This window comes from Micromonospora sp. LA-10 (genome assembly GCF_051853095.1).
Taxonomy (GTDB): Bacteria; Actinomycetota; Actinomycetes; order Mycobacteriales; family Micromonosporaceae; genus Micromonospora; species Micromonospora echinospora_A.
In genome coordinates this window covers 5,777,933-5,800,535 of the sequence record NZ_CP195710.1, presented here as the reverse complement: position 1 = coordinate 5,800,535, position 22,603 = coordinate 5,777,933, and the positions used below count along the sequence as shown (strand labels likewise).

General features: G+C 73.0%; 19 protein-coding genes. 10 read left to right on the top strand and 9 right to left on the bottom strand.

What is annotated here, in order from left to right; translation table 11 throughout:
* Positions 1–15: 15 nt before the first annotated feature.
* From fabG to ACSDG8_RS27320, 4 genes are all read right to left on the bottom strand, one after another.
* On the bottom strand, positions 16–720 hold the full coding sequence (gene fabG / locus ACSDG8_RS27335; RefSeq protein WP_210895100.1) for a beta-ketoacyl-ACP reductase: 705 nt from the start codon (positions 718–720) through the stop codon (positions 16–18).
* Between the two features lie 570 nt (positions 721–1,290).
* Positions 1,291–2,241, bottom strand: a complete 951-nt coding sequence (locus ACSDG8_RS27330) for a VWA domain-containing protein (RefSeq protein WP_210895099.1) — start codon at positions 2,239–2,241, stop codon at positions 1,291–1,293.
* Complete coding sequence (locus tag ACSDG8_RS27325) at positions 2,238–3,191, bottom strand: DUF58 domain-containing protein (protein WP_210895098.1); 954 nt, start codon at positions 3,189–3,191, stop codon at positions 2,238–2,240. The genes ACSDG8_RS27330 and ACSDG8_RS27325 overlap by 4 nt, the downstream gene beginning before the upstream one ends.
* Complete coding sequence (locus tag ACSDG8_RS27320; protein WP_210895097.1) at positions 3,170–4,273, bottom strand: AAA family ATPase; 1,104 nt, start codon at positions 4,271–4,273, stop codon at positions 3,170–3,172. Before ACSDG8_RS27320 ends, ACSDG8_RS27325 begins: the two co-directional genes overlap by 22 nt.
* A 254-nt stretch (positions 4,274–4,527) precedes the next feature.
* Between ACSDG8_RS27320 and ACSDG8_RS27315 the strand changes: the two genes are divergently transcribed.
* From ACSDG8_RS27315 to ACSDG8_RS27305, 3 genes are all read left to right on the top strand, one after another.
* On the top strand, positions 4,528–4,758 hold the full coding sequence (locus ACSDG8_RS27315) for a hypothetical protein (protein WP_210895096.1): 231 nt from the start codon (positions 4,528–4,530) through the stop codon (positions 4,756–4,758).
* 52 nt (positions 4,759–4,810) lie between these two features.
* Complete coding sequence (locus ACSDG8_RS27310; protein WP_210895095.1) at positions 4,811–5,338, top strand: PH domain-containing protein; 528 nt, start codon at positions 4,811–4,813, stop codon at positions 5,336–5,338.
* A 254-nt stretch (positions 5,339–5,592) separates the two neighbouring features.
* Positions 5,593–7,014, top strand: a complete 1,422-nt coding sequence (locus tag ACSDG8_RS27305; RefSeq protein WP_247678671.1) for a PH domain-containing protein — start codon at positions 5,593–5,595, stop codon at positions 7,012–7,014.
* Between the two features lie 77 nt (positions 7,015–7,091).
* Here ACSDG8_RS27305 and ACSDG8_RS27300 read toward each other — a convergent pair whose 3' ends face one another.
* Positions 7,092–8,174: a phosphatase PAP2 family protein gene (locus ACSDG8_RS27300; RefSeq protein ID WP_210895094.1), complete on the bottom strand. Its 1,083-nt coding sequence runs from the start codon at positions 8,172–8,174 to the stop codon at positions 7,092–7,094.
* Between the two features lie 114 nt (positions 8,175–8,288).
* On the opposite strand from ACSDG8_RS27300, the gene ACSDG8_RS27295 reads away from it, so the two are divergent.
* On the top strand, positions 8,289–8,693 hold the full coding sequence (locus tag ACSDG8_RS27295; protein ID WP_073831352.1) for a thioesterase family protein: 405 nt from the start codon (positions 8,289–8,291) through the stop codon (positions 8,691–8,693).
* A complete protein-coding gene (locus ACSDG8_RS27290; protein WP_210895093.1) occupies positions 8,690–9,517 on the top strand; it encodes an MBL fold metallo-hydrolase in 828 nt (275 codons plus the stop codon). The genes ACSDG8_RS27295 and ACSDG8_RS27290 overlap by 4 nt, the downstream gene beginning before the upstream one ends.
* Positions 9,518–9,530: 13 nt before the next feature.
* On the opposite strand, the gene ACSDG8_RS27285 is transcribed toward ACSDG8_RS27290, so the two are convergent.
* Entirely contained in the window at positions 9,531–10,430 is a 900-nt protein-coding gene (locus tag ACSDG8_RS27285; RefSeq protein ID WP_210895152.1) for an aminoglycoside phosphotransferase family protein, read from the bottom strand.
* 10 nt (positions 10,431–10,440) lie between these two features.
* Positions 10,441–10,950 carry a MarR family winged helix-turn-helix transcriptional regulator gene (locus ACSDG8_RS27280; RefSeq protein WP_210895092.1) on the bottom strand — a complete coding sequence of 170 codons (510 nt, stop codon included), beginning with the start codon at positions 10,948–10,950 and terminating at the stop codon, positions 10,441–10,443.
* 81 nt (positions 10,951–11,031) lie between these two features.
* Between ACSDG8_RS27280 and ACSDG8_RS27275 the strand changes: the two genes are divergently transcribed.
* Positions 11,032–12,282, top strand: a complete 1,251-nt coding sequence (locus ACSDG8_RS27275) for a multidrug effflux MFS transporter (protein WP_210895091.1) — start codon at positions 11,032–11,034, stop codon at positions 12,280–12,282.
* An 89-nt stretch (positions 12,283–12,371) separates the two neighbouring features.
* Here ACSDG8_RS27275 and ACSDG8_RS27270 read toward each other — a convergent pair whose 3' ends face one another.
* Complete coding sequence (locus ACSDG8_RS27270) at positions 12,372–13,301, bottom strand: carbohydrate kinase family protein (RefSeq protein ID WP_439427336.1); 930 nt, start codon at positions 13,299–13,301, stop codon at positions 12,372–12,374.
* 328 nt (positions 13,302–13,629) lie between these two features.
* On the opposite strand from ACSDG8_RS27270, the gene ACSDG8_RS27265 reads away from it, so the two are divergent.
* On the top strand, positions 13,630–14,766 hold the full coding sequence (locus ACSDG8_RS27265; RefSeq protein WP_210895151.1) for a lytic polysaccharide monooxygenase auxiliary activity family 9 protein: 1,137 nt from the start codon (positions 13,630–13,632) through the stop codon (positions 14,764–14,766).
* Between the two features lie 58 nt (positions 14,767–14,824).
* Here ACSDG8_RS27265 and asnB read toward each other — a convergent pair whose 3' ends face one another.
* On the bottom strand, positions 14,825–16,786 hold the full coding sequence (gene asnB / locus ACSDG8_RS27260; protein ID WP_210895089.1) for an asparagine synthase (glutamine-hydrolyzing): 1,962 nt from the start codon (positions 16,784–16,786) through the stop codon (positions 14,825–14,827).
* A gap of 113 nt (positions 16,787–16,899) precedes the next feature.
* Between asnB and ACSDG8_RS27255 the strand changes: the two genes are divergently transcribed.
* From ACSDG8_RS27255 to ACSDG8_RS27245, 3 genes are all read left to right on the top strand, one after another.
* Positions 16,900–18,375, top strand: coding sequence for an aminopeptidase P family protein (locus ACSDG8_RS27255; RefSeq protein ID WP_210895088.1), 1,476 nt, complete (start codon positions 16,900–16,902; stop codon positions 18,373–18,375).
* A 305-nt stretch (positions 18,376–18,680) separates the two neighbouring features.
* Positions 18,681–20,396 (top strand): hypothetical protein, encoded by a 1,716-nt coding sequence (locus ACSDG8_RS27250; protein ID WP_247678644.1) that lies wholly within the window; start codon positions 18,681–18,683, stop codon positions 20,394–20,396.
* A 303-nt stretch (positions 20,397–20,699) separates the two neighbouring features.
* On the top strand, positions 20,700–22,592 hold the full coding sequence (locus tag ACSDG8_RS27245) for a hypothetical protein (RefSeq protein WP_210895086.1): 1,893 nt from the start codon (positions 20,700–20,702) through the stop codon (positions 22,590–22,592).
* The last annotated feature ends 11 nt before the right edge of the window (positions 22,593–22,603 follow it).

Sequence of the window (22,603 nt, the reverse complement as noted above, 5' to 3'; positions counted from 1 at the left end):
TCCTCCGTGCTCTGCTCAGTGACCCATGCCCAGGCCGCCGTCGACCGGGATGACGGCGCCGGTGACGTACGCGGCCGCGTCCGAGGCGAGCCAGGTGACGACGCCCGCGACCTCGTCCGGGGTGGCCATCCGCCCGGCCGGGATCGCCTTGCGCAGCTCCGTCTTGCGCTCCTCGGGCAGCCCGGCGGTCATGTCGGTGTCGATGAAGCCCGGCGCCACCACGTTCGCGGTGACGTTGCGGCTGCCCAGCTCGCGGGTGATCGAGCGGGCCACGCCGATCAGGCCGGCCTTGCTGGCCGCGTAGTTGACCTGGCCCGCGCCGCCGAAGAGGCCGACCACAGAGGAAATGAAGATCATCCGGCCCCACCGGGCCCGGAGCATCTTCGTCGAGGCCCGCTTGGCGACCCGGAACGAGCCGCTCAGGTTGGTGTCGAGCACGCGGGTGAACTGCTCCTCGGACATCCGCATGAGCAGCGTGTCGTCGGTGATGCCGGCGTTGGCGACGAGCACCTCCACCGGGCCCAGCTCGGCCTCGACCGCGGTGAACGCGGCGTCGACCGACTCGGCGTCGGTCACGTCGCACCGCACCCCGAACAGGCCCTCCGGGGCCTCGCCGCTCCGGTACGTGACGGCCACCCGGTCGCCCTGCTTGGCGAAGGCCTGCGCGATGGCCAGGCCGATCCCCCGGTTGCCGCCGGTCACCAGCACCGTACGGGCCACGGATCCCCCTCTGCTTCAGTGATCTCTCGGTCCGGTCGGAGCCTAGGGGTTACCGGTAGGTAAGCGCTAACCCGAGCAGGTCACAGGGTCTGCCCCGAAGGTGGCCGGCAGGGGTCCGCGGGGCCGGCCGACCGCGCGTGCGGCACCCCTGCCCCCGGTGTACGATCACCGGGTCTGCGGGCCGGTCTGCGCCCGCGTTCCGGGCCCCGCCGACCGCAGGAGGTGATCGCTGTGCGAGATAGCGATCCTCCCAGTCGTGGCCGGGCCCACCGTCAGCCCCGCTGAGCCACGGCTCGGTCGACGCGGCTGACCCGCTTCCCGCCCCCGCACCGCATCCGCTCTCCGGCGCCCACGCCGGGGCGGCCCTGCCGCGCGGCGGAGCACCCGGTCACGACTTCGTGCGCGTACGCCCCGACCCCCCACGGCCCCTCACCGGGCCGACTGTCGCCACGGAGCACACCCATGAGCCGTTACGTCGCACCTCTGGGCTTCACCCTCGCCGCCGTCTGGGTGGCCGTCCTGTTCGTGCTGGCCGGCGGCGGTCACTGACCACCGCCGGCCGGGCCCGGCTCAGACCAGCCGGGACGTCCAGAGCAGACTCAGCCCGCCCGCGCACAGCGCCAGCAGCAGGGCTATCCCCGCGTACCACTGGGTGATCTCGCGCGGCTCCGTCCGGTAGCCGATCGAGCTGCCCATGTCCTGGTAGACCTGCTTCAGCTCGCTGGCCGACGCGGCCTCGTAGAAGAAGCCCTGCGTGGTCTCCGCGAGCTGAGACAGCGCGGTGCGGTCCACCGGCACCCGCTGGAGCTGCCCGCCGATGTCGACCTGCCCCGAATCGGTGCCGAACGCGATGGTGGACACCGGCACGTTCGCCGCCTGCGCCGCCGCCGCGGCCTCCTCCACCGACCGGCCGGAGGTCCGGTAGCCGTCGGACAGCAGCACGATGCGGGCCGGCGGGATGCCCGCCGCGCCGTCGGCCGGCACCGAGCGGATCGCCTCCAGGCAGGTGAAGACCGCCTCGCCGGTGGCTGTCGCCTCGGCCAGCACCAGCCCGTCGATGGCGGCGTTCACCGCCGCCCGGTCCTTGGTCGGCGGCACGAGCACGTTCGCCGACTTCGCGAACGACACGAGCCCCAGGTTGTAGCTCTCCGGCAGCTCGCCGACGAACTGTTTGGCCGCCTCCTGGGCCGCCTCCAGGCGGTTCGGCGACACGTCGTCGGCCTGCATCGACAGCGACACGTCGATGGCGAGCATGACGGTGGCCCGCTCCAGCGGCTCGCGGGTGTCGATCGCCGGGCGGGCCAGCCCGGTCGCCAGCACCAGCAGGCAGAGCAGGAACGCGACGGCCGCCACGTGCCGCCGCCAGCCCAGTCCCTTGGGCGCGACGGTACGCAGCAGGTCGACGTTGGTGAACCGCAGCGCGTACTGCCGGCGGTGCAGCTGCCGCCAGACGTACGCGGCGGCGAGGGCGAGCACCGGCAGCACGGCCAGCAGCCACCACGGTTGCAGAAAACGGATCATCGAGTCGTCCCTCGGGTGCGGGCGTGCCGCTGCGCGGCGACGAAACGCACCATGTCCAGCAGCCAGTCTCGGTCGGTACGCAGGCGCAGGTGGGCCGCGCCCGCGGCGCGCAGCTCCGCGGCGATCGCCCCGCGCTGGGCGGCCGCCGCCTCGGCGTACCGCCGGCGCAGGCCCGGGTCGGCGGTCTGCACCTCGTGCAGCTCGCCGCTCTCCGGGTCGACCACCGGCAGCACCCCCACGTCGGGCAGTTCCAGCTCCCGCGGGTCGACCACCTCCACGGCCAGCACGTCGTGGCGGACCCGCAGCTTACGCAGCGGCCGGCCCCACTGTGGCGGCGGCGCGAGGAAGTCGGAGATGACCACCGCCACGCCGCGCCGCCGGGGCGGCCGGTTGAGCATGTCGACGAGCGCGCCGAGGTCGCTGCGGCCCGGCCGGATCTCGGCGCCGGCCACCGCCCGCAGCAGCCCCTGCGCCTCCTTGCGGCCTCCGCGGGCGGGCAGCCGCAGCAGCGTCCCCGGCCCACCGGCCCCGCCGGTGCCGACGACAGCGCCGATCCGGTTGCCGCCGCGCACCGTGAGGTGGGCCAGCGCGGCGACGGCGGCGATCGCCACGTCCCGCTTGAGCCACCGCCCGGTGCCGAAGTCCAGGCTGGCCGACATGTCGACCGCCAGCCAGGTCTCCAGCTCGCGGTCGGCCACCGTACGCCGCACGTGCGGCATTGTGGTGCGGGCCGTGACCGGCCAGTCCATCCGGCGCACGTCGTCGCCGGGGCGGTACTCCCGGGACTCCCCCGCCTCGCTGCCCGGTCCCGGCAGCAGCCCGGCGTAGTCGCCCTGGAGCAGCCCGTCCAGCTTGCGGGTGACCATGAGCTGGAGACGGGCCAGCACGGCCCCGGAGCGGTCGCCGGTGGCGAGCCGGGTGGGCGGGGTCACGGCCGCTGCCCGGGCCATCCGTTGTGCGGCACGGCCGGCGGCGGTGTGGCCTGCTGGCGGGGCGCGACGGCGGGCAGCGGGATGGTCGACATCACCCGGTGCACGATGTGGTCGGCCGGTACGTCGTCGGCGAGCGCGTCGTAGCTGAGCACCAGCCGGTGCCGCAGGATGTCCGGCGCGATGTCCTGCACGTCCTGCGGCAGCGCGTAGTCGCGCCCGCGCAGCAGCGCCAGCGCGCGGGTGGCCCGGACCAGGCCGAGCGAGGCGCGCGGGCTGGCGCCGTACTGGATGAGCTGGGCGACGTCGGGCATGCCGTGCTCGGCGGGCGCCCGGGTGGCGAGCACCAGCCGGACCGCGTAGTCGACGAGCGCGTTGTGCACGAAGACCTGGTCGGCCTTGTGCTGCAGCGCGATCAGTTCCGGGGTGTCGAACACCCGGACCGGCTCCGGCGGGGCGACGCCCATCCGGTAGACGATCTCGCGTTCCTCGGCGTCGGTCGGGTACCCCACGACGATCTTCATGAGGAAGCGGTCCCGCTGCGCCTCCGGCAGCGGGTAGACGCCCTCCTGCTCGATCGGGTTCTGGGTGGCCATCACCAGGAACGGGTCCGGCACCCGGTGACTCTCGCCACCGATCGAGACCTGCCGCTCGCTCATCACCTCCAGCAGCGCCGACTGCACCTTCGCCGGCGCGCGGTTGATCTCGTCGGCGAGCAGGAAGTTGACGAAGACCGGACCCAGCTCGACGTCGAACTTCTCGCTGGACTGCCGGTAGATCCGGGTGCCCATGATGTCGGCGGGCACCAGGTCCGGGGTGAACTGCACCCGGGCGAACGACCCGCCGACGACCCGGGCCAGGGTCTCCACGGCGAGCGTCTTGGCCACCCCGGGTACGCCCTCCAGCAGGCAGTGCCCGCGGGCCAGCAGCGCGACGAACATCCGCTCGACCATCCGGTCCTGGCCGACGATCACCCGCTTGATCTCGAAAAGCGCCCGCTCCAGCAGCGTGGCGTCCTGGGCCGGGGTGGTGGCCGCCGGGGGCGGGCCGTCCGGCGGCGCCTCGGTCGGGTTCGGCACGTCGGGTGTGGTCGGCTGGGCCACCGGTCCTCCACAGCAGGGTCGTCGTCGCGGCGTGGTGCGTATCAAGACTGTCATGCCTCGCTGAGAGCCGAGGGTGGGAGAGGCACGATTTTCGCCGCGCCGTCCGGCCACGCCGTACCGCCGCACGGAAAACGCTGAACACGGGTGGACAACAAGGGGTCCGCAGTGTGTACGATTCACCCCGTCGCCGGGCGGCTCCCCCCGTGGCCGCCCGGCGCTAAAACTCCCGGCGTGCGACGCCTAGACTCGCCCCGGTGACGACTCCCAACGCCCCGGAAGACGCGCTGATCTGCTCGGCGCGGGGCTGTCGCGCGCCCGCCGCCTACCAGCTCCGCTGGCACAATCCGCGCCTGCACGCGCCCGACCGGCGCAAGACCTGGCTCGCCTGCGCGGCGCACCGCGGCTCTCTCGGTGACTTCCTCGACGCACGCGGCTTCCTCCGCGAGGTGGTCCCGGTGCCGGGATCGCCTACGCTCGGAGCGTGAGCGAGCAGACGAACCGAGCCCGTACCGCCGTCGAGCACGGCTGGTCCTCCCGGTGAGCGGTGACGGCCACACCGGGTCCCCGTCCGCCTCGCGCAGCGCGCTGGAGCCCTGGCCGGACACGGTCGACTGGCAGCCGATCTCCCGCGACCTGATCTGGGTGGAGCTGATCCGGCTCGGCATCGGGCTGGCGGTGTCGCTCGTGGTGCTCGGCGTAGCCTGGGCGCTGTCCGGGCACTGGCTGCTCGGCGCCGCCGTCGGCGTGGCCCTGCTGATCGGCGTCTGGCGGGCGATCACCATCGTGCGCGCGGTCCGCGCCTGGGGGTACGCAGAGCGCGACGACGACCTGCTGGTGCGGCACGGCCTGCTGGTGCGGCGGCTCTCCATCGTGCCGTACTCCCGGATGCAGTTCGTCGACGTGAGCGCCGGTCCGCTGGAGCGTGCCTTCGACCTCGCCACCGTGCAGTTGCACACGGCGGCGGCCGCCAGCGACGCCCGCGTGCCGGGGCTGCGCCCGGCCGAGGCGTCCCGGCTGCGCGACCGGCTCACCGCGCTGGGCGAGGACCGGGCGGAGGGCCTGTGAGCGAGCCGAGCGACTCCGGCGCGCCGCTCCCCCGGGACGACCGGCCCGGTCCGCCACCACCGGCCGGTCCGCAACAGCCGCCTGCCGCCGGAGAGCAGCCTGCTCCGGGGCAGCCGGCCAACGGGTATCCCTGGCCGCCCGTGCCGGGTTACGGCCCGCCCGCCGCGCCGCCCGGCCACGGACCCCCACCCGGATACGGGCCACCGCCCGGATACGCGCCACCGCCCGGATACGGGCCCCCGCCCGGGGCCGGGATGGCATCCGGTCCCGACGCGACGCCCGGGCCGTGGCCCGCGCCCGCTCCGCCGTACCCGGGACCCTGGGGTCCGGCGGCCGCGCCCTCGGCGGACGGCGAGGAACCGCGGCAGCGGCTGCATCCGCTGAGCCCCGCGCTGCACGGCGCGAAGTCGCTCGTCGTCGTGATCGCCGGTCTCTCCTGGTCGACGCTGTCGCGGGTCGGGTTCGGCTGGTTCGCCCTGCTGGTCACGGTCTTCGTGCTCGGGGCCACAGTGCTGTCCGTGGTGAGCTGGTGGAACACCGGTTACCACCTGGTGGGCCGTGAGCTGCGCGTGTACGAGGGCCTGCTGTGGCGGCGCACGCGCGCCATCCCGCTGGAACGGTTGCAGGCGGTGGAGGTGGTCCGGCCGCTGCTGGCCCAGCTCACCGGCCTGGCCGAGCTGCGCCTCGAGGTGGTCGGCGGGGGCAAGACCGAGGCGCCGCTGGCCTACCTCAGCGTGGCCGAGGCCACCGCGCTGCGGCAGCGGCTGCTCGCGGTCGCCGGCCGGGCCCCGGCGCCCGCCGTGGCCGAGCCCGGCGTGCCGGCCGCCCCGGGCGCGCCGGTCGCGACCGCGCCGGCCGGACGCCGGCTGCACGTCGTACGCAACCAGGACCTGCTGGTCAGCCAGCTGCTCACGCCGCAGGCGTTCCTGCTGCCGGTCGGCGTGGTGTTCGTGGGCGCCCAGTTCCTCTCCGAGGGCTCGTGGTCGTTCATCGCGGTGGCGAGCACGCTCACCGCGATGGCGGGCGTGGTGCTGCAACCGGTCCGCCGGGTGCTCGACGACTGGAGTTTCCGGCTCGACCGGGACGACGGCACGCTGCGCGTGCACAACGGGCTGCTGGAGACGCGGATGCAGACCGTGCCGCTGCACCGGGTGCAGACCGTGCGGGCGACCTGGCCGCTGCTCTGGCGGATGAAGGGCTGGCTGCGGCTGCGCCTGGAGGTGGCCGGTTACTCGGCCGGTGAGCCGGACGACCGCAACCGCCCGGACCGGCTGCTGCCGGTCGGCGACGCCGGCATCGGCGCGACGATCGTGGCGGAGGTGCTGCCCGGCGTGCGCCTGGACGAGCTGCCCGGCACGCCGCCCCCGTCCCGGGCCCGCTGGCTGCGCCCGCTGAGCCGCAAGGTGGTCGGCGCCGGCCTCGACGAGCGGGTCTTCGTGGCCCGCTCCGGGCTGGTGACGCGCCAGGTGACGCTGGTGCCGTACGCCCGGATCCAGAGCGTGCGCGTCACCCAGGGCCCGGCGCAGCGGCTGCTGCGGCTGGCCACCGTGCACGCGGACACCGCCGGTGGAGCCGGCGCGACAGCCGTCGACCGGGACCTGGCCGACGCGTGGGAGCTGGCCGCGGAGCTGACCGAGCGGTCGCGGGCCGCCCGCGGAGCCGACCACCGACGCTGACCCCGGACCGCCGGGCAGCGGCCGGGCCGGTGGCGTCGCGCGACCGGCGAGAAGCCCAGCCGGCGGGCAGCGGGGGCCTAGCGTCGCTCGGCCGGCACCGCGTCCCGGTCGTCGGCGTCCCGCTCCGGGGTGCCGGGCTCGACCGCGGTGCCGCCGCCGGTGACGGGCTGCGGCACGTCGGCGGCGACGGCGGGCTCGCCGGCCTGCCGGGCCCGCCGGGCCGCCCACCAGCGCTCGGCCAGGCCGACGACCAGGAACGTCAGGCCCACGTACGCCCAGCCGACCAGCACGTCGATCAGGTAGTGCTCGCCGCTGTACATCAGCGTGAACGTCATGGCCAGCGGATACGCCAGCATCAGCGGCCACCAGCGCTTGCGCACCGACCGCATGAAGAACAGCACCACGAACAGCGCGAACGCGGTGTGCAGCGACGGCATGGCGGCCACCGGGTTGGAGGCGATCTGCCCGGCGTTGAGCAGGTTGCCCGCGCCGTGCATGCCGATCTCCTTCCAGCCCCGGGTGGAGATCCGGGCCACCTCGGTGAGCAGCCCGTTCTGCGCCGCCCACCACGGCGGCGCGGCCGGGTAGAGGAAGTAGGTGACCAGCCCGGCGGCGCAGAGGAAGCCCCAGCGGGACATGTACGCGATCCAGCGCCGCCGGTTGCGCATCCACAGCACCGTGGCGGCGGCGAACGTCGCCACAAAGTGCGAGAAGTAGATCCAGCTCACCAGCACGTCCCACCAGCGCACCTCGGCCGGGTCGTACAGGCGCTCCTGGAGCCAGATCGTCGGCACCTCACCGCCGGTGAGCCAGCCGGTCAGGAACCGGTCGGCGACGATCAGCTCCATCGCGTGCGGAGTGGCGCCGTTGTCGGCGAAGCCCCGGGACAGGTTGTACGCGGCGAGCAGCAGCACCACCGGGATCCAGTCCCGGGCGAAGCGCAGGTGGCTGCGCCACGGGCGGGCGGAGTTCCAGGCGATGGTGCCGGCCCAGATCCACAGGAACGCGTACGCCGGGTCGGTGGGCAGGCCGATGACGAGCCAGGCCGCCACGAAGGCGACGCCCCAGATGGTCATCGCGATCACACGGCGGCGCCCGCCGTCGGGCGACTCGGTCTGCGCGGCGGGTGCGGGGGACGGGGATTGTGTCAGCTCGGCCATCGCGGACAAGGTTAACGGCGGTCGTACGGTGAACCGACGGGCGGGCGGCACGACCGGGACGGTGGCGGCTCGGACGCCGTACGGGCCCCGCCCACCTGCACTAGGCTCGGCCGCATGCAGGAGCAGCCGGAGTCGCCTTTCACGCCGGGCCTGACCGCCCGCGTCGAGCTCACCGTGACCGACGCCGACACCGCCCAGGCGGTGGGCTCCGGGGACGTGCCGGTGCTCGGCACCCCGCGCGTGCTGGCGCTGGCCGAGGCGGCGACCGTGGCCGCCACCGCGACCCGGATGCCGTCCGGGTCGACCACCGTCGGCGTCCGCGTCGAGCTGGAGCACCGCGCGGCCACCCCGGTCGGGCGTACCGTGGCCGCCCACGCCGAGCTGGTCAAGGTCGACGGCAAGCGGCTCGTCTTCGAGGTGACGGTCACCGACGGGCCGACAGTGGCGGCGCAGGGCCGGGTCGAGCGGGCGCTGGTCGACCGGCAGCGCTTCGTCGAGCGGGCCGTCGGCCCCTCATGACCGCCGGCTTCACCGAGGTCGCCCCCGGTGTGCACGTGCGACGTGAGCCGCTGCTGGCGGTGAACGTGGTGCTCGTGGTCGGCGACGGCGCGGCGCTGCTGGTGGACACGCTCTCCACCGCCGGGCAGGCCCGGGAACTGGCGGCGGCGGCGCGGGCGGTGACCCCGCATCCGTGGACGATCGTGAACACGCACCACCATTTCGACCACTGCTTCGGCAACGCCACGCTGGCCGGGCCGGACACCGCGATCTACGCGCACGCCCAGGCCGCGGCGGCGCTGCGGGACCGGCCCGACGCGCTGCGCCGCGCCGCGTACGAGGAGATGCGCGCCGAGCAGCCGGCGCTGGCCGAGGAGCTGGCGCGTACCGAGCTGCGGGCGCCGACGCACGAGGTGGTCGAGGAGACCGTGCTCGACGTCGGGGGCCGCCGGGTGGTGCTGCGCCATCCCGGGCACGGGCACACCGACGCCGATCTGGTGGTGCACGTGCCCGACGCGGACGTGCTGGTCGCGGGCGACCTGGTGGAGCAGAGCGGACCGCCGGCGTTCGAGGAGTCGTACCCCCTGAGGTGGCCGGACGCGGTGGCCGACCTGCTGCGGCTGACCACGCCCGCGACGGTTGTGGTGCCCGGCCACGGCGAGCCGGTCGGCGTGGACTTCGTCCGCGACCAGCACGCGCAGCTGGCGCGGCAGGCGTGGCTGATCCGCGCCGGGCACACCGGCAGCGCGCCGCCGGAGCGGGTGGCGGCCGAGTCGCCGTTCGGCGCCCGGCCGGGCCTGATCGCGGCCCGCCGCGGCTACGCGGAGCTGGACGGCACGGCCTGACCGGCGGCCGGTCTCAGCCGGCGTCGGCGAGGATCTCGCGGAGACGGTTGCGACACTCGGCGACGAACGCCGGGAAGGTGTGCCAGTAGTAGGAGACACCGCTGGCCGCGACCCCGAGCGCCCAGGCGCGGGCGCGGGCCCAGGTCACCTCGTCGATGCCGAGCGCCTGCCGGTAGGCGTGCCGGGCCTGCGGTGGAAGATCCCAGATCGGCGCGTGCTCCGCGTCCGGGTGCCCGACGGTCAGCCCGCCGAAGTCGATGACCGCGCACAGCCGGCCGTCGCGCGCCAGCAGGTTCGTGGGCTTGAGGTCGGTGTGCAGCCAGACGTGCGGGCCGGTGGGTTCGGGCAGGGTGAGGGCGGCCCGCCACAGCCGGTCCAGGGTGTCGACGTCGGTCTCGTCGCCGATTTTGCTCCGGCAGTCGTCGAGTGCCGCGCTGATCCAAGTGTCACAGGGGTGCAGGCTGCCGCCGCGGTATCCGCTCAGCGCGTCCGCGCGGGTCGCGCCGAGCAGGTCGGCCGCGTGCAGGCGGCGCACGAACACCGCCAGGTCGGCGCCGAGGGCGGCCCAGCCCCGGACCGTGCCGGGTCCGACCTCGTCGCCGTGGATCCACCGCTGCACCGACCACGGCAGCGGGAAGGCGGCGGTCGGCGTCCCGGCGTGGAGCGGTTCCGGCACCGGGTACGGCAGCAGTGGCGCGAGCCGGGGCAGCCACGTCTGTTCCTTGCGCAGGGCGCCGGCCTTGTCCGCGGTCCGGGGCAGCCGGACGAGCAGGTCGTCGCCGAGCCGGTACATGGTGTTGTCGGTCCCGGCGCCGGCCGGGGTCAACGGCAGCGCGGCCCACTCGGGGCGCTGGTCGGTCAGCAGCGCCCGGACGATCCCCTCGTCCACCGGTGTCTCGTCCTGGTGCAGCATCACCCGGTGATCATCCGGCCCCGGGCGGCGCGACGGCCACCGGGTTTCCGGGCGCACGGTGGTCCCGTTCCGGGCGGGTGTGTGCCCGCAGCGTGGTGAGCAGCGTGTCGAGGTGCGGGACGGCGGCCAGGATCGCGTCGCGCGCCGCCGGGTCGAGGTCGGCCAGCGCCTCGGTGAGCAGCGCGGTGCGGTGCCGTTGGTGGTCGGCCATCCGCCGGTGGGCGGCCTCGGTGACGCGCAGCCGGACCACGCGACGGTCGGCGGCGTCGCGGTCGCGGGCCAGCAGCCCGGCGTCGGTGAGGTCGCGGACCAGCGTGCTCACCGTGTTGGGGGCCGTGCCGAGGCGCTGGGCCACCTCCTTGCCGCTGATGCCCGGCGTGTCCCGGACGAGCAGGAGCAGTTCCACCTGAGCTTCGGGCAGCGGGTCCCGTCCGGCGCGCGCTGTGGACCGGCGGCGTACGAGCCGGTGCAGCTCCCCGACGACCGCGCCGAACCGCGCGACCTGCTCGTTCGTCGCCACGGAGTCACCCGCCTCACATCGCAATAGTTCTGACTACAGAGGTAAGGTACCCGAGCACACCGGATCAGGGGGTACCCGCTCGTGAGTCAAGCCGCGCCGACCGCCGCACGCCCGACCGGCGCCGGCGCCACCGCGTCCACCGGCGGCGCGAGCCTGCTGGTGCTGCTCGGCACGCTCACCGCGATCGGCCCGCTCTCGCTCGACATGTACCTGCCCGCGTTCCCGGCCATGACCCGCGACCTCGGCGCCGACCAGGCCGGCATCCAGCTCTCGCTCACCACCTGCCTGATCGGCCTGGCGTTCGGCCAGCTCGTCACCGGGCCGCTCAGCGACCGCTGGGGGCGCCGCCGCCCGGTGCTGGTCGGCGTGGTCGCGTACACCGTGCTGGCGCTGGCGTGCGCGGTGGCGCCGAACGCCCCGCTGCTGGCCGCCGTCCGGTTCGCCCAGGGCGTGGCCGGCGGCATGGGCGTGGTCGTCGCCCGGGCCGTGGTCCGCGACCTCTACTCGGGCCGCGACGCCGCGAAGTACTTCTCCCGGCTCACACTGGTCTTCGGGGTCGCGCCGATCGCGGCGCCGGGCGTGGGCAGCCTGGTGCTCCGGTTCGGCTCCTGGCGGGCCGTCTTCCTGGTGCTGGCCGCCATCGGAGCGGTGCTGGCCGTCGCCGTCGCGCTGCGCCTGCCGGAGACGCTGCCGGCCGAGCGCCGCAGCACCGGCGGGCTGGGGGCCACCGCCCGGACCATGCGGTCGCTGCTCGCCGACCGGGTCTACCTCGGGTACGCGCTGACCCAGGGCTTCGCGTTCGCCGGCCTGTTCGCGTACATCTCGGGCTCGTCGTTCGTGTTCCAGGACGTCTTCGGCGTCTCCGCGGCGGTGTTCAGCGTCATCTTCGGCGTCAACGCGCTCGCCCTGGTCGCCGTCGGGCAGCTGAACGCCCGGCTGCTCGACCGGTTCCCGCCACGCCGGCTGCTGGTCACCGCGCTGGCGGTCGGCCTGGTCGCCGCGGCCGGCGTGCTGAGCGGCGCGCTGACCGACGGCCTCGCGCTGACGGCGGTGGCGCTGTTCGGGTACGTCGGCGCGCTGGGCATGGTGACGCCGAACAGCACGGCGCTGGCGCTGGACGCGCACGCCCGCCACGCCGGCACCGCCGCCGCGCTGATGGGCGGCATCCAGTCGGTGGTCGGCGCGGTGGCCGCGCCCCTGGTCGGGCTCGGCGGCGAGGGCAGCGCGCTGCCGATGGCCACGGTGCTGGCCGGCGCCGCCGTCCTCACCCTGATCACCGTCCTGACGATGACCCGCACGCGCTCCGGAACCCACCCGCCGCTCGCGGGGTGAGCGCGTCGCGCGGGGTGAGCGCGCGCCGCGCGAATGCGTTAAGAAGGGGCCCCTTCTCTACCGGAGGCGTTAACAAGGGGCCCTTCCTTTCACGCGAAGCGGGTGGTCACCTCGGCGCGGGTGGGCATGGCGGTGGCGCCGCCGGGTGACTCGCAGACCACCGCTGCCACCCGCAGCGCGAACGCCACCCGATCAAGCCAGCCCGCCGGGTCGGCCGGCTCACCGGCGGCCAGCAGCTCGGCCACCAGCGCGCCCATCACCGAGTCCCCCGCGCCTGTCGCGTCCACCGCGTCGACCTTCGGGGCGGGCACGCGTACCACGTCGTCGCCGGCAGCGACAAGCGCGCCGTCCGCGCCGAGCGTGACCACGACCGTGCTCGCGCCCAGTTCCCGCAGGTACGCGGCCACGCCCGCGACCGGCTCGTCCGGGTAGAGCACCCGCGCGTCGGCGGCGCTGAGCTTGACCAGGTGCGCCGCGGCGGCGAACTCGGCGACCACCGCGCGCAGCCCGTCCAGCGCGCCCGGGGCGGTGAGCAGGGTGGGACGGACGTTCGGGTCGAACACCCGCAGCCCGCCGGCCATCGACCAGGCGCGGCGGGCGGCGGCCAGCACCGGCGGGTCGAGCAGCACGATCGAGCCGCAGTAGAGCACGTCCGCGCCCTCGACCAGCGCCACGTCCAGGTCGTCCGGGCCGAGCAGCGCGTACGAGCGGGGCTCGCCGTAGAAGCGGAACTCCGGCTCGGCGCCGGCGAACGTGGCCACCGCGAGCGCGGTCGGGGCCGGTACCGTCACCGCCCCGGTCACGTCCACGCCGGCGCCGGTGAGGAAGGCGCGGATCCGTCCGGCCAGCGCGTCGTCGCCGAGCGACCCGACGAACCGCGCGTCCCCGCCGAGCCGGGCGATCGCCACCGCCACGTTGAGCGGCCCGCCGCCGATCGCCTGCCGGTAGACGGGCTCTCCGTCGTGCTCGGCGTCGAGCAGGTCCACAAGCGCCTCGCCGAGCACCACCGCGTACCCCATCCTGGCTCCCCTCGTCGTCCTCCCCCGATCCTGGCGCATGCCGGGGTCGCGGCGCGCCGGGACCTGGGCATCGAGCACCGCCTATTGCGGGTCGCGCCCGGACGTGGTGGGATGGCGGTGCCGGGTGACGGCGCGGGGGCTGCCGCGCCTCCGGCCGCCGGGTCGATCAGACGCGAGGGCATCCACGGTCCGTGGGCAACGGACCGCAGACGGTGCGCGCCCGTCGACGGCCCCGGCCGCACTCCGACCGGGCGCGGGCACCGCGATCGCCGCATCCGCTCGTCCCAGCGGAGCGGGCCGAACCGGGCCACGCTCCGCGAGTCAGGAGATCCCCGTGCACCGAACCCGTACGGCCGCGTTGCTCACCGCGGCCGCCACCCTGGCCCTGGGCGCGTTCGCCCTGGCCACCAACTCCGGACCGGCGGCCGCACACGGCGCGGCCATGACGCCGGGCGCCCGCACCTACCTGTGCTGGAAGGACGGCCTCACCGGAACCGGTGAGATCCGGCCGAACAACCCCGCCTGCTCGTCGGCGGTGGCCACGAGCGGGGCGAACTCGCTGTACAACTGGTTCAGCGTGCTGCGCTCCGACGCCGGCGGGCGGACCGTCGGGTTCATCCCCGACGGTAAGCTGTGCAGCGGCGGCAACCCCAACTTCAGCGGGTACGACGCGGCGCGCACCGACTGGCCGCTCACCCACCTGACGGCGGGCCGGTCGATGGAGTTCCGGTACAGCAACTGGGCCCACCACCCGGGCACGTTCTACTTCTACGTGACCAAGGACAGCTGGAGCCCGAACCGGCCGCTGGCCTGGAGCGACCTGGAGGAGCAGCCGTTCCTGCAGGTGACCAACCCGCCGCAGCGCGGCGCGGTCGGCACCAACGACGGCCACTACTACTTCACCGGCAACCTGCCGTCGAACAAGAGCGGCCGGCACATCATCTACTCGCGCTGGGTCCGCTCGGACAGCCAGGAGAACTTCTTCGGCTGCTCGGACGTGACGTTCGACGGCGGCAACGGCGAGGTGACCGGGATCGGCTCGGGCGGCAGCAACCCCCCGACGACCGCGCCGCCGACGACCGCGCCGCCCACCACCGCGCCGCCGACGACCGCGCCGCCGACCTCGCCTCCGCCGGTGACGACCAGCCCGACCATGCCGTCCGGCGCCTGCATGGCGGTGTACAAGGTGGTCACCGCCTGGGGTGGCGGCTTCCAGGGCGAAGTGACGATCATGAACCACAGCACCCGGACGTACTCCGGGTGGACCGCGAACTGGACCTGGCCCAGCGGCCAGACCATCAACCAGGTGTGGAACGGCACGTTGAGCGGCAGCGGGGCGTCGGTGAGCGTCTCCAACGCCGCCTACAACGGCAGCGTTCCGCCGGAGGGCACCACGACGTTCGGCTTCACGGCGAACTTCTCCGGCACCAACTCCCTGCCGACTGTCACCTGCACCGGTCGCTGATCACGCACTGAGAAGGGCCCCCGGGATTTCCCGGGGGCCCTTCCTCGTCACGCTCGGGTCAGCGGACCATGCTGCCGACGACCGGCTTGGTGAGCAGCGCGGACTGGTTGCGCTGGATACCCGGGTCGAGCGTCTTGGCCACGAAGATGGCGTGCCAGATGCAGAAGATCAGCACGGTCCACACCTTGCGGGAGTGGTCGGCCTCCTCCCGCTTGTGCTCCTCCAGCAGGCGCATCGCGTACGACAGGTCGATCAGGTCGCCGGCGCCCGAGGTGGACAGCACGTGCCGCGCCCACTCGTACATCTCGCCGCGCAGCCAGACCCGGGTCGGGGTCGGGAAGCCCAGCTTCTTGCGGTTGACGATGGCCGGCGGCACGACGCCCTGCAGCGCCTGGCGCATCGCGTACTTGGTGGCCTCGGAGCGGGGCGGCAGCTTCAGGTCGACCGGAATGCCGGCGGCGACGTTGAACACCTCCCGGTCCAGGAACGGCACCCGCACCTCCAGCGAGTGCGCCATCGAGATCCGGTCGGCCTTGACCAGGATGTCGCCGCGCAGCCAGGTGTAGAGGTCGACGTACTGCATCTTGGTGACGTCGTCCAGCTCGGTGCACTCGGCGTAGATCGGCGCGGTCACGTCCGTGTAGCGCACCGAGGGGTCGTAGCGGCGCAGCAGGTGCTGCTTCTCCTCCTCGGTGAACATCCGGGCGTTGCCGTAGTAGCGCTCCTCGATCGGGGTGGTGCCGCGCTCCAGGAAGCTCTTGCCCTTGACGCCCTGCGGGATCGCCTTGGACACCGCGCGCAGGCCCTTCTGCACGCCGTCGGGCAGGCTGTTCACCGCGTTGAGCGACAGCGGCTCCCGGTAGATCGTGTAGCCGCCGAAGAACTCGTCCGCGCCCTCGCCGGAGAGCACCACAGTGACGTGCTCGGCGGCCTTCTTCGCCACGAAGTAGAGCGGCACCAGCGCCGGGTCGGCGACCGGGTCGTCCAGGTGCCAGACGATCTTCGGCAGCGCGTCGATCATGTCCTGCGGCCCGATCTTGGTCGGGATGGTGGTCACGTCGAGGTGCCGGGCCGAGTCCTGGGCCACGTCGATCTCGGAGTAGCCGGGCACGTCGTAGCCGACGGTGAAGGTGAGGATGTTCGGGTTGAACTCGCGGGCCAGCGCCACCACGGCGGTGGAGTCGATGCCGCTGGACAGGAACGAGCCGACCGGCACGTCCGAGCGCATGTGCATCCGGACGCTCTCGCGCAGCGTCTCCCGGATGTCGTGGTAGAGCCGCTGCTCGTCGGAGACCGGGGCCGGGCGGAACACCGGCCGGTACCAGCGGCGCACCTCGATCCGGCCGCCCGGGGTCCAGGTCAGGTACTCCCCCGAGCCGATCCGGCTGATCCCCTTGTGCAGCGTGCCCGGCTCCGGCACGTACTGCAGCGTCAGGTAGTGGCTCAGGTTCGCGGTGTCGATGCCTGCGTCGCCCTGGTACGCCGAGTGCGCGAACGGCAGCAGCGCCTTCTTCTCCGAGGCGAGGTAGAGGCCGTCCTGGGTCTCCAGGTAGTGCAGCGGCTTGATGCCGAAGTAGTCGCGCGCGCCGAAGGCCCGCCGCTCCTGCCGGTCCCAGATGACGAACGCGAACATGCCGCGCAGCTTGGTGAGCACCTGCTCACCCCAGTAGTGGTAGCCGGCGACGATCACCTCGCCGTCGCCGTTCGTGGCGAACTGGGCGCCGTAGTCGCGGATCAGCTCCTCACGCAGCTCGATGTAGTTGTAGATCTCGCCGTTGAACGTGAGCAGGTAACGACCGCCCGCGTACGGCAGGGGCTCGTGGCTCAGCGCCACGTCGATGATCGCCAGGCGCTTGTGCGCGAACACGCCGTCCGCGTACCGGCCGGAGGCGTCGCCGACCACCTCGACCCCGGTCTCGTCCGGGCCACGGTGGTGCAGGCACTCCAGTGCGCCGGCGATGTTGTCGCGGTGGGTGGCGGCGTCGCCGCGCGCGCTGAAGAAGGCCAGGAGTCCGCACATGGCCGCCATCTTTCCACGCGCCGGAAGCCACCGTCGCGGCACCGCAGGCACCTCCCGCTGTCGTGCGCGCGGTACCGTCTGGACCAGCGACGAGGCTCACGGAGGGACGGATCATGGCCGAGGAGCGGACGCAGCAGGGCAAACCGGCGGACGGTACGGAGTCGCACGACCCGGACTTCCCGGAGGCGTTCCTGTCGTTCATGCGCCAGGGCTGGCGGGACACCGAACTGCCGGTCGCCCCGCGCCCGGAGGCGCCCAACCACGCCAAGCGGCGGGCCGCGCTGGCCGAGGCCTTCCCGGGCGAGACGCTGGTCATCCCCACGGGCAACGAGAAGGTACGCGCCAACGACACCGAGCACCGGTTCCGGCCGGGCAGCGACTTCGCGTACCTGACCGGCGACCTGGAGCCGGACAGCGTCCTCGTGCTGCGCCCGGGTGGCGAGTCCACGCTGTTCATGCGGCCCCGGTCGTCGCGGGTGACCGACGAGTTCTTCCGCAGCCGGCACGGTGAGCTGTGGGTGGGCCGCCGGCCGACGCTGCGCGAGAAGTCCACCGAGCTGGGCCTGCCGACGGCCGACCTGAGCGAGCTGGACGCGACGCTGGCCGAGCTGGCGCCGGGGCGTACCCGGGTGCTGCGCGGTTTCGACGCCAGGGTGGACGCGGCGGTGCGTCCCTACGACGGCGCGCGCGCCGAGGGTCAGCCCGGCCGCGACCGGGAGCTGGCCATCACGATCGCCGAGCTGAAGCTGGTCAAGGACGAGTGGGAGATCGCGCAGCTCCAGGAGGCGTGCGACGCCACGGTGCGCGGCTTCGAGGATGTGGCGCGGGCGCTGCCGGCCGACCGTGGCGTCTCCGAGCGGCTGCTGGAGGGCGTCTTCGCGCTGCGCGCCCGGCACGACGGCAACGACGTCGGCTACGGCTCGATCGTCGGGGCCGGCGAGCACGCCACGGTCCTGCACTGGGTGCACAACCACGGCGCCACCCGCCCGGGTGACCTGCTGCTGATGGACATGGGCGTGGAGAACCGCAACCTCTACACCGCCGACGTCACCCGGGTGCTGCCGGTCGACGGCCGGTTCACGCCGTTGCAGCGTCAGGTCTACGACGCGGTGTACGCCGCACAGCAGGCCGGCATCGAGATGTGCCGGCCGGGCGTGGCGTTCCGGGACGTGCACCTGGCCTCGATGCGGGTGCTGGCGGAGGCGCTGAAGGATCTCGGGCTGCTGCCGGTGAGCGTGGACGAGGCGATGGACCCGGCCTCGACGGTCTACCGGCGGTGGACGCTGCACGGCACCAGCCACATGCTCGGCATCGACGTGCACGACTGCGCCAACGCGCGCAAGGAGAACTACCGGGAGGGGCCGCTCGGCGAGGGGTACGTGCTCACCGTCGAGCCGGGGCTCTACTTCCAGCCGGAGGACGAGCTGGTCCCCGAGGAGCTGCGGGGCATCGGCGTCCGGATCGAGGACGACATCCTGGTCACCGCCGACGGCCCGGTGAACCTCTCGGCCGGGCTGCCGCGCCGTTCCGACGAGGTGGAGACCTGGCTCGCCGAGCAGCGTGAGGCGGGCCCCCGCCTGCCCGGCTGATCCTCGCGGGCCGCGACGTCCGGCGGGCTCCACCACCGCGCCTTCCCGGCAGGTGGTGGGGCCCGCCGCCGTCTGGGCCGTTCCTGTCCCGCTCACGTGGTTGGTCACCGACCGCCGTTCGTGGGAGGAATGCGGGCTTTTTTCGGATACGTCTTCCTCGCGAGGAACCTTCTCATACGGTGTCGATCAGAGGCTACAACCGGTTTGTAGCTGGTCGCCCGGCCTGGGGCGGTGCGACCCGTTTGGGAAGAACCGAAAGGGCTCTCATGTCGAACGACGTAACGACACCCGACGGTGGAGCGCCGATGGCGCCTCCCCCGCGGACGAACAAGCGGCGGGCGCTCTGGGTCGCCACCGGCGTGGCCGGGCTGACCGGCGTCGTCGGTCTGGCGGCGCTGGGTGGTCTCGCCGCCCGCGACGACAAGTCCGGCACCGAGCCGGTGGCGGACAACCACGCCGCCGCTCCCCAGAACGCCGGCAACGACTCCGACACCAGCAAGGGCGACGAGGGGTACGGCAAGGACGGCAAGGACGGCAAGGACCGTGGCCAGGAAGGCCGCGACAAGGGCGAGTGGGGCCCGGACAAGGGCGACTGGGGCAAGGACGGCAAGGACGACCACGGCAAGACCCGCGAGGTCGCCTGCGACGACGACGCCCTCATCGACGCCCTCGAACTGGCCAACCGCGACCACGGCGGCACCCTGAAGCTCGCCGAGAACTGCACCTACGAACTCGGCGTCAAGGACCGCAAGTTCGGCTCCGCCCTGCCCGAGATCAAGCAGGACGTCACCATCAAGGGCAACGGCTCCACCATCAAGCGCGACGCCGAAGACACCTTCCGCATCTTCCGCGTCCGCGACGGCGGCGACCTCACCCTCAAGGACCTCACCGTCAAGGGCGGAAACGCCAACGAGTTCAAGTACCCCGGGCCGTCAGTGCCGAAGGCGGCCGACCCGGCCGAGCTGGACGCCAAGCGGACCGAGGGCGACGGCGGCGCGCTCCTGGTGGAGCGTGGCGGCAGCGCGCACCTGGTCAACGTGAAGCTGACCGACAACAACGCCGAGGGCGACGGCGGCGCCGTGGCCAACTACGGCCGCACCTGGCTCAAGGAGAGCAAGGTCGTCAGCAACCACGCCCAGGGCGACGGCGGCGGCATCTTCAACGAGGGCATCCTCAAGGTCGAGGAAACCCACGTCGACGACAACACCGCAGCCGGCAACGGCGGCGGCATCGCCAACGGCAGCGGTGAGCACCACGACGGCCCGGTCGACCTGGCCTCGGCGGCCAAGGCCGACAAGGGCGAGCACGGCAAGCACCGCGCCGGCACCGTCGAGATCATCGGGGCGTACGAGGGCAAGGACGCCTCACTGAGCACGCTGAGCCACAACCGGGCGGGTCACCACGGTGGCGGCCTGTTCAGCAGCGGCGGCTGGGTCACCGTCTCGTTCACCGCCATCGGCGGCAACGTCGCCTGCGACAACGGTGGTGGCGTCTACGCCGAGAGCACGGACCTGCTCATGGAGAAGGTCCACGTGGCGGGGAACCACGCCGACGGCAACGGCGGCGGCGTGGTGACGACCGGCGGGCGGAACTGGGTCGGCAACGGCGCCGAGAAGGACGGCCGCGAGGGCAGCGCCACGATCTCCGACAGCGCCATCGTCGACAACACCGCGGGCCGGTTCGGCGGCGGCATCTACAACGGTGAGTGGCTTCTCAAGATCGAGGACGGCTTCCTCACCCGCGAGCACGACAAGGACGACAACGCCACCCTCACCATCCGCGACACCGAGATCAAGGCCAACACCGCCCTCAACGGCGGCGGCATCTTCAACAACAAGGCCAAGATCACCCTCACCAAGACCCACGTCACCAAGAACACCGCCACCGACTCCAGCAAGCTCCACCGGGTCGCCGGCGGCGTCCTCAACAACGAAGGACGCGTCAAGCTCGACGACCAGTCGCTCATCAGCAACAACGACCCCACCAACTGCGCCAACACCGTCGAGGACTGCTTCAACTGATTCGTTCCACCACATAACCGGGGAGCCCTCCTCGCGCCACGGACGGCGCGCGGAGGGCTCCCACCCCGAAGCAGCGGTGACGCGCGCCCCGACTGGCCGCGGTGTCCCCCGCCGGGGCGTCCGGGCCGCACTGCGCCCGCCCATCCCACCCGCACCCTTATGCGGGTTTTTTTCGTGTATGACCACGAGGCGAAGAAGGTTCTCATACGGTCGTTCTCAGCAGCTACAACCGATTTGTAGCGAAGGCCGCCTCGCCAGGGCGAAGCGACCTTGTCAGGTACAAGGAGAGGGCAGAGAGCTCCGATGTCCAACTACCTTCGCAATAACAATGGCGACACCAGCAAGACCATCTCCCCGCTCCGGCGTCGCCGGATGTGGCTCGCCACCGGCGTCGTGGGCCTGACCGGAGCGGTCAGCCTCGCCGGCGTGGCCTATGCGACCACCGGGGCCACCGGCCCGCACCGGCTCGCCGACGTCAAGTGGTCGACCACGCAGCAGCTCAGCGACGGCGACCACGGCGACAAGGGCGCCGAGGACAAGTACGGCCGCGACGGCTACGACAAGGACGAGTACGGCAAGGACGGGCACGACAAGGACGGGTACGGCAAGGACGGCAAGGACCGTGGCCAGGAAGGCCGCGACAAGGGCGAGTGGGGCCCGGACAAGGGCGACTGGGGCAAGGACGGCAAGGACGACCACGGCAAGACCCGCGAGGTCGCCTGCGACGACGACGCCCTCATCGACGCCCTCGAACTGGCCAACCGCGACCACGGCGGCACCCTGAAGCTCGCCGAGAACTGCACCTACGAACTCGGCGTCAAGGACCGCAAGTTCGGCTCCGCCCTGCCCGAGATCAAGCAGGACGTCACCATCAAGGGCAACGGCTCCACCATCAAGCGCGACGCCGAAGACACCTTCCGCATCTTCCGCGTCCGCGACGGCGGCGACCTCACCCTCAAGGACCTCACCGTCAAGGGCGGAAACGCCAACGAGTTCAAGTACCCGGGTGGCGGGGCTCCCGGCGGCGGCCAGCCGCCGGCCGCCGCTCCGGCCGCCGCCCCGGCCGCCCCGGCTGTCGCGGCCCCGGCCGCGGCGACCACCGCAGCCGCTGCCACGCCCGTCGTCGACGGCATGAACGGCGGCAAGGACGACGACAAGCGGGTCGAGGGTGACGGCGGCGCGCTGCTCGTCGAGCGCGGCGGCAGCGCCTACCTGGACAACGTCAAGCTCGTCGACAACAACGCCGAGGGCGACGGCGGCGCCGTGGCCAACTACGGCCGCACCTGGCTCAAGGAGAGCAAGGTCGTCAGCAACCACGCCCAGGGCGACGGCGGCGGCATCTTCAACGAGGGCATCCTCAAGGTCGAGGAAACCCACGTCGACGACAACACCGCCGGCGGCAACGGCGGCGGCATCGCCAACGGCAGCGGCATGTCCGGCCAGCACGGCCCGGCTGCCTCGGCCGCGCCGAAGGGCTACGACCCGAAGGGCAAGCACCACGAGGCCGGGATCGTCGAGATCTTCGGTTCCGACCACGGCAAGGACGGCGTCAAGTCCAGCCTGTCGGACAACCGCGCCGGCAAGAACGGCGGCGGCCTGTTCAGCAGCGGCGGCACCGTCACGGTCTCCTTCACCGCGATCACGGGCAACACCGCCTGCGAGAACGGTGGCGGCGTCTACGCCGAGAACACGGACCTCGACCTGGACAAGGTGCACGTGGCCAAGAACCACGCCGACGGCAACGGCGGCGGCGTGGTGGTCACCGGCGGCAAGCACTGGGGCTACCCGAACAACAAGGAGCACGCCAGCGCCACGATCGCCGACAGCAAGATCGTCGACAACACCGCCAACCGCTTCGGCGGCGGCATCTACAACGGTGAGTGGCTCATCAAGATCGAGGACGGCTTCCTCACCCGCGAGCACGACAAGGACGACAACGCCACCCTCACCATCCGCGACACCGAGATCAAGGCCAACACCGCCCTCAACGGCGGCGGCATCTTCAACAACAAGGCCAAGATCACCCTCACCAAGACCCACGTCACCAAGAACACCGCCACCGACTCCAGCAAGCTCCACCGGGTCGCCGGCGGCGTCCTCAACAACGAAGGACGCGTCAAGCTCGACGACCAGTCCCTCATCAGCAACAACGACCCCACCAACTGCGCCAACACCGTCGAGGACTGCTTCAACTGACCTGACGGTCC